We start from the raw sequence: 6639 nt of genomic DNA on the forward strand, positions 1-6639 counted from the left end.
TTCACCGTTCAGACATAGCAGGCGTAAAGCATAGTAAGACCATGAATAAAAAACGCCGAACAGGATTGAGTTCGGCGTTTAACTCTACGTTAAGTGGTTTGTTTAAGGAGGCTAAGCTAGAAAGCTCTCACCTCTATCAACAAATCAATACTATGAACACACTTTGGTCCAGCTACCGTCACTGCCCGGCTCAGAACTTGTCCACCAGTTAGCTTGGTAAATGCTGCCATTGTGAACCACTTGGTCACCCGTATTAGCATGGCTTGGATTGCCGGCCCAGTCTTTCTGAGGCAGATCTGGGTACACAGTTAAGCCTGCTGTATCACAAGTACCAGGGTTTGTGCTACCGTCGCCAGGGTTACCGCCACCAGAACTAATATCACCTAGAGGTAAATCTGGTTGCTCAAAGCTAAAGGCATAATCGACACCACCTACGTTAACGGCATAGTTTGCAGGGCCTGAAATTGGTAAGTAATACACCATGTCCAGTTCATACACGCCACCAGCAGGCAGTTCTTTCCATGCAGGTAATGTGAAAGCTACACGGTGCATAGTACCGTCTAAGCCACCGATGTTATCCGCACGAGTATGACCCGACGCAATCACAGTCAAACCACCACCAGATTGGTCTTTCGCATTATCTGGCGCTGATACTGGAATGTCGAACTGGAACTCTGTACCGCCAGGCAGTGCTTGACCCGTATTGTTGGTAAACGTGATCTTAGGATTAATTGGGTAGTTTTGGTCACCGACTTTGAAGCCACCAACCGATACCGCGATGTCTAATGTTTCGGTAGGGATTGCGCCAGTCGCGACTTTGTTTCCATATGGCGTTGCCGACTTAAACTTATCGTAGATAGCTTTAGTCATTGTGTTACCCATGTGGAACTCACCGTTACCGCTGTTACACGCTTGCTCTGTAGTATCAACCGTTGTGCGGTTGCCACTTGCATCAAGTACATAACAGTTGTAGTCACCAGCCAGTTCCCAGAACATGATGCCGCCGATTTCTTTGTCGATAACGTAGTCCGCTTTCACGTTGATAGATTCTTTATCTTCCGTAGAAAGGAACACGCCTTTTTCAGCATTCCATAGCCAAGGCGCAACCGCCACGCTGTCGTAGTTACGCGTGTAAGTACCTCTTAGAACATCTGTTGGATCGTTTACAGGGTCAAGCTTGTAAGCATCCGCATAAGAACCCCAAATGCCTTTCTCTAGGTTCTTCGCATGCCACATTGGGTTTGAACCTGCACCCATTTCATTTCCTTTAGGGTCGGTATCGTGCCACATGTTATCGATACCAATCGCGCCATGACCACAGTTGTTCTTCTCGCCTTCACCTGTACCAGCGGCACATTCAGATTGATTAGGCAGTGCAGCTCGGCCCCAAAGGCCATTTTCACCACCTGTTACACCCTGCCAACCACGCGTGTAGTAAGGGACACCGATGTTAATACGACCCGCTGGCATTGAACCGCGGAAGTAATGGTAAGCCCAATCCGTGTTCAGGTAGCCAATACCGCCATAAGCCGCCGTGTCGTATACGTTCCACTGTGCTAGCTCTGAATCTTTACCTGTATCAAACAAGGCAGCGTTATGACCAACGTGATCGTTCCACGCACCGTGAAGGTCGTAAGACATGATGTTCACGTAATCAAGATATTGAGTCACATCGAATGTTTCCATACCGCGCAACAGGTAACCAGAAGAAGGCGCCGCGATAGTTAACATATAGTGATTGCCATCTTCAACAGATGCTACATCAAGCTTCTCACGCAATACTTTCATCAATACTTGGTATGAAGCCCATAGGTACTGTCGACGTGGTTCCATGAAGTCTTTGTCGTATGGGTTGCCCGCGCCGGCCATTGACGTTGGGTACTCATAATCGATATCTAGACCATCGAATTGATACTTACGCAGCATTTCAACCGCTGATGTCGCGAATGTTTCTATGCCTTGATGGTTAATAGAGCCATCAGCATTGGTCGTCATGGTGTAGAAACCACCATCAGCAACACGGCTGCCGTCTGTGGCAAAGTGACCACCCGTTTCAGCCCAACCACCAATTGAGATTAATGTTTTAACACCGTGTTTTTTCTTGGCTGTTGCGAGCGCACCGAAGTGACCTTTAAAGCCTAATGCAGGATCAACCTCGACTCCCGGCCACTCTTTACCGACAGCAGCATTATTCGGATCGTTTACGTCACCAACATTCACTTTGCCATCTGAACCGATGCTCACGAACGCGTAGTTAATGTGTGTGAGTTGTTCCCAAGGAATATCATTTACTAAGTAAGCCGCTTGAGGGTCGTCCCCTGCACGCCAACTGGTGAAGTAACCAATCACACGACGAGGGTGATCCGCGCCCATTTTCTCACGGCCTTCATCATCGTAAATAGTACAGTAAGGAACATCGACACCTTGCGTTTGATACAAGCCATCAGGACGACATGTACTAACCGTTGGAGCACCATTCACCTTTAAAGAAGCCAAGGCTGAATCCGTTGTTGCACCTTGATCGTCGGTCGCTTTAGCGTAAACAGACAAAGTACCTGCTTGAGTGGTTGTGTAGTCAAGCGTATACGGGCTTGTTGCAGCCGTTCCAACTAAAGAACCTGCCACATAAAAATCGACTTTATCAACCGTACCATCACTGTCTGCAGCCGTTGCCTTGAGTGTTACCACGCCACCTACATCTACAGAAGCCGCTGAAAGTGCAACTGATACCGTTGGCGCTTCATTACCTGGCTGTAGTGAGTCAACAGAAACAGATACCGCGCTTGCTACACTCGCTGCACCTTCATTGTCTGTTGCTACAACAGAAACCTGATGGTTGCCAGACGTTGCAGCCCAAGTCGCTTCAAATGGTGCTGCTGTTACTACTGCGACGGAAGTACCATCGACAAAGAATTCTACTGAAGCAACGCTACCATCAGCATCAAGTGCCGTAGCACTTAAGACGACATTATCGCCCTCAACGATCACATCTGACGCGGTAGGTGCTGTTAACGAAGCGGTTGGCACTTCATTTGGCGTCCCACCGTCTCCGCCACCGCTACACACATCAATCTTTTTCCATTGTGCATAGTCACCTTCAAATTGGCTCGGGTTGTTGTTTTGATTCCAGTAATTCGCTGAGTACGCGCTGCCGTCATGTGAAACCTGATCACCACCGGTGTATACCGTGGCTGAATCCCACGCTTCTAACGTTGAACAATCAACAGCCGCGTAGCTATTGAACGCCATTAAGCATGACGCGGTGAGAGTACTGAGTGTAAAAACCTTCTTGGCCACTCTTCCTTGGTTTAGGTGCATGTTAGCTGTCCCTTAAGTTATTGTTTCAAGATGCTTAATTTAAGTGTCATATTTCTCACCACTTAAATCTCTTCGCAAAACAACTGTAGGTAACAGTGCCAATTTAACACCTAAAATATTCGATATTTATAAAATGACTCGCATTAATTTGTTTATAGCATGCAATGACTCGACACTTATTTTGCACGAACAACTAATATTAAATTTATTTCGGTACGCTAAAAAATATCGCCTAACTCACCTCATTAATTACAAAACTCTATTCATATCGACTTTATTTATTCGTTCTGAAATTTCGTCTTAAAACTAACCAAAAGGGAGTGATTTAGCCATAGAACCGATTTCTTTTCTAAATTCACCCACTTTTTCTTAACAACTGTGATAGTATCGCGACTTTTTTTGACGAACCTCACATTTCCAATGCAAGTGTGGGAGAAATACATAGGCTTGAAAGAGCCAAATATAGCGAAGAAATAATGTCCAACTTGACGCAAGTCGCCAACGAAAACATCAACGCAGAATCTACTTCTATTAACTTCACTAAAGCCCAGTCTCTGGGTGAAAAACTGGAGCTTGGAAATCCAGTATTTTGGCTAAGTGGGAGCTTTTTAACCCTCTTTGTCATTCTTGCCTTCACCAACACCTCGGTGTTATCAGAACTTGTGAACATCGGTTTTAGTTACTCGACTAAATGGTTCGGTGCTTTTTGGCAGGTTCTCTTACTACTCAACTTCATTATCGGCTTAGTGCTTGCACTAGGACGCACAGGTCACGTTCGTTTAGGGAAACTTGCCCTTCCTGAAATGACCACCTTCAAATGGATGTCGATTGTCCTATGTACGCTGCTCGCAGGCGGTGGTGTATTTTGGGCAGCAGCAGAGCCTATTGCTCACTTCGTTTCTGCTCCGCCTCTATACGGCAACGCTGATCCTCAAGAAATGGCGTTCAACGCCCTATCCCAGTCTTTCATGCACTGGGGCTTTCTTGCTTGGGCAATCTTAGGTGGCTTATCCTCGATCGTGCTGATGCACCTACACTACGATAAAGGGCTTCCTCTTAAACCTCGTACTCTGCTTTACCCATTACTGGGCGACAAAGCGATTAATAGCTGGATCGGTAACGTAGTCGACGCGTGTAGCATTGTTGCTGTGGCGGCAGGTACTATCGGTCCAATTGGTTTCTTAGGTCTTCAAATCAGTTATGCGTTGAGTGAGCTGTTTGGCATCTCAGACAGCTTTGCAACTCAGAGCATCGTTATTCTATTCGCCATCGCCATGTACACCCTATCTGCATTGAGCGGCGTGAACAAAGGCATCCAACTGGTTAGCCGTTACAACATCATCTTGTCTGTATGCCTTATCGGCTACATCCTTCTTGTAGGTCCAACAAGCTTCATCGTTGATGGCTACTTGCAAGGCATGGGTGAAATGATCGATAACTTCATCCCTATGGCGCTTTATCGCCAAGATACAGCGTGGCTTGGTGGCTGGACGGTATTCTTCTGGGGTTGGTTCTTAGGTTATGGTCCAATGATGGCAATCTTTATTGCTCGTATTTCACGCGGCCGAACTATTCGCCAAATGATCGTGTCTATTAGCATCGTTGCTCCACTGGTAACCTGCTTCTGGTTCAGCATCGTTGGTGGTAGCGGTTTAGCGTTTGAATTAGAAAACCCTGGCGTGATTTCTAGTGCGTTTGAAGGCTTCAACCTTCCTGCGGTATTACTTGCTATTACTGCGCAACTGCCATTTCCGACTCTGATTGCGATTCTGTTCCTTATCCTGACCACCACGTTCATCGTAACAACGGGCGACTCAATGACCTACACCATCAGTGTAGTTATGACAGGTACCACAGAGCCAAACGCAGCGGTACGCACCTTCTGGGGTATCATCATGGGTGCTGTAGCGATAGCACTGATCTCAATGGGCTCTGGCGGTATATCTGCGCTACAGTCGTTCATTGTTATTACTGCCGTTCCTGTGTCAATCATCTTACTACCATGTTTATGGCATGCACCTAAGATCGCGACTCAGATGGCAAAAGAGCAAGGCATCGCTTAATCACAAAGCCGACTAACCTCGGTTTCGTGTTTCGAACAAAAAAGCCACTCAAGTGAATCACCTGAGTGGCTTTGTTTTATCTATCTGTATGTCGGTTTATTGAAACTTTTCACCAGCGGCAACCATGAATGACATTTCAACCAACAGTTCAGGGTTTGCCAGTTCCGCTTTCACACAAGCACGGCTAGGCGCACAGCCTTCAGGGAACCATGCTTCCCACACTTCATTAAGTGCATCAAAATTAGCGAAATCCGTTAGGTAAATAGTGACCGACAATACCCGAGATTTATCGCTGTCTACTAGGCTCATCATCTCTTCAGCTTGCTCAAAGATTTGTTGAACCTGACTCTTAATGCCCGCAGAGGTGTCCGACTCAGCAACTTCAACAAAGCTCGCAATACCATTAAAAACAGTTACATCAGACCAACGCTTGGTCGGGTTAATTCTATGGATCTTCACTCGCTATTCTCTTCTTATTGTTAGGACCTAAGTCAGAGTAATCTAATTCAAATCCCTAATATTGAAAACAAAAATCGGCTGGAAATTCCCTAATAAAGCCATCAAAAAACAATCCAACACATTGTTTCTCAAATGACTCGATGGCTAAACCGCTGATGGATTCGACATATAACATTCAGTGAAATAATCAAATTTTTATCAATATCGCGAAATTAAATTTTAACTAGTGCGGTCATGTTTTAGGACTTATTAATGGAGTACTTTTATGCATGTTCAAACCTACGAATTGAAGCAAAGCAATTTTGGATACAACCTTGGCGTGATAGGCGTCGCTTTGGTGTTAGCTTGGATTGGAATTTACAAGTTTACGCCTACTGAGGCGATGTTGATTGAGCCTTTAATTGCCAACCACCCAGCAATGAACTGGCTTTACAATTTATTCTCCGTCCAAGCAGTATCTAACATGGTTGGTGGTGCTGAAATCATTGTCGCGATTGGGCTGATGATTGGATTTAAAAAGCCGCAGGTCGCGTTCTATTCTGGCATTGCAGCGGCGGCTATCTTTGTTGTGACACTGAGCTTTCTAATTGGCTTTGTTGCGTAATTCAATGGAACTAAATCCAGAACCTACGATCTGAGCAGCTACCTCCACTCTCTCTCGTAGTCCTATGCCTAAGCCTCGTTACAAAACAACCAACTGGAAGCAATACAACCAATCACTCATTAACCGTGGTTCTCTGACCTTTTGGATTGATGAAGAAGCAATAAGCGGGTGGGCGCAAAGCAAACAGAATAAGCG

The 6639-nt window shown here is 45.8% G+C and carries 3 protein-coding genes and 2 pseudogenes; 3 read left to right on the forward strand and 2 right to left on the reverse strand.

The features are described 5' to 3' along the window. Positions 1-150: 150 nt before the first annotated feature. Positions 151-3318, reverse strand: a complete 3168-nt coding sequence (locus tag L1D55_RS23185) for a glycosyl hydrolase family 18 protein (RefSeq protein WP_239919025.1) — start codon at positions 3316-3318, stop codon at positions 151-153. Between the two features lie 476 nt (positions 3319-3794). Here L1D55_RS23185 and L1D55_RS23190 point away from each other — a divergent pair, with 476 nt between their 5' ends. Continuing rightward, complete coding sequence (locus L1D55_RS23190) at positions 3795-5381, forward strand: BCCT family transporter (protein WP_239919026.1); 1587 nt, start codon at positions 3795-3797, stop codon at positions 5379-5381. 96 nt (positions 5382-5477) lie between these two features. Here the strand turns inward: L1D55_RS23190 and L1D55_RS23195 are convergent, their stop codons facing one another. Then, the gene (locus L1D55_RS23195) at positions 5478-5840 is read right to left on the reverse strand and encodes a RidA family protein (protein ID WP_004737330.1); all 363 of its coding nucleotides are present in this window, start codon (positions 5838-5840) and stop codon (positions 5478-5480) included. 265 nt (positions 5841-6105) lie between these two features. Between L1D55_RS23195 and L1D55_RS23200 the strand changes: the two are divergent. Both L1D55_RS23200 and L1D55_RS23205 read left to right on the forward strand, forming a co-directional pair. Beyond that, positions 6106-6429 (forward strand): annotated as a pseudogene (locus L1D55_RS23200) (DUF417 family protein); the annotation flags it as partial. Positions 6430-6508: 79 nt separating this feature from the next. Further along, a pseudogene (locus L1D55_RS23205) lies at positions 6509-6639 on the forward strand (IS5/IS1182 family transposase); the annotation flags it as partial.

The organism is Vibrio sp. Isolate22 (assembly GCF_022398115.1).
GTDB lineage: Bacteria > Pseudomonadota > Gammaproteobacteria > Enterobacterales > Vibrionaceae > Vibrio.

What these genes read in the sequence shown, in the direction of transcription:
- L1D55_RS23190 (WP_239919026.1), top strand. Translation starts at nt 3,795, where the DNA reads ATGTCCAACTTGACGCAAGTCGCCAACGAAAACATCAACGCAGAATCT.
- L1D55_RS23185 (WP_239919025.1), bottom strand. Translation starts at nt 3,318, where the DNA reads ATGCACCTAAACCAAGGAAGAGTGGCCAAGAAGGTTTTTACACTCAGT.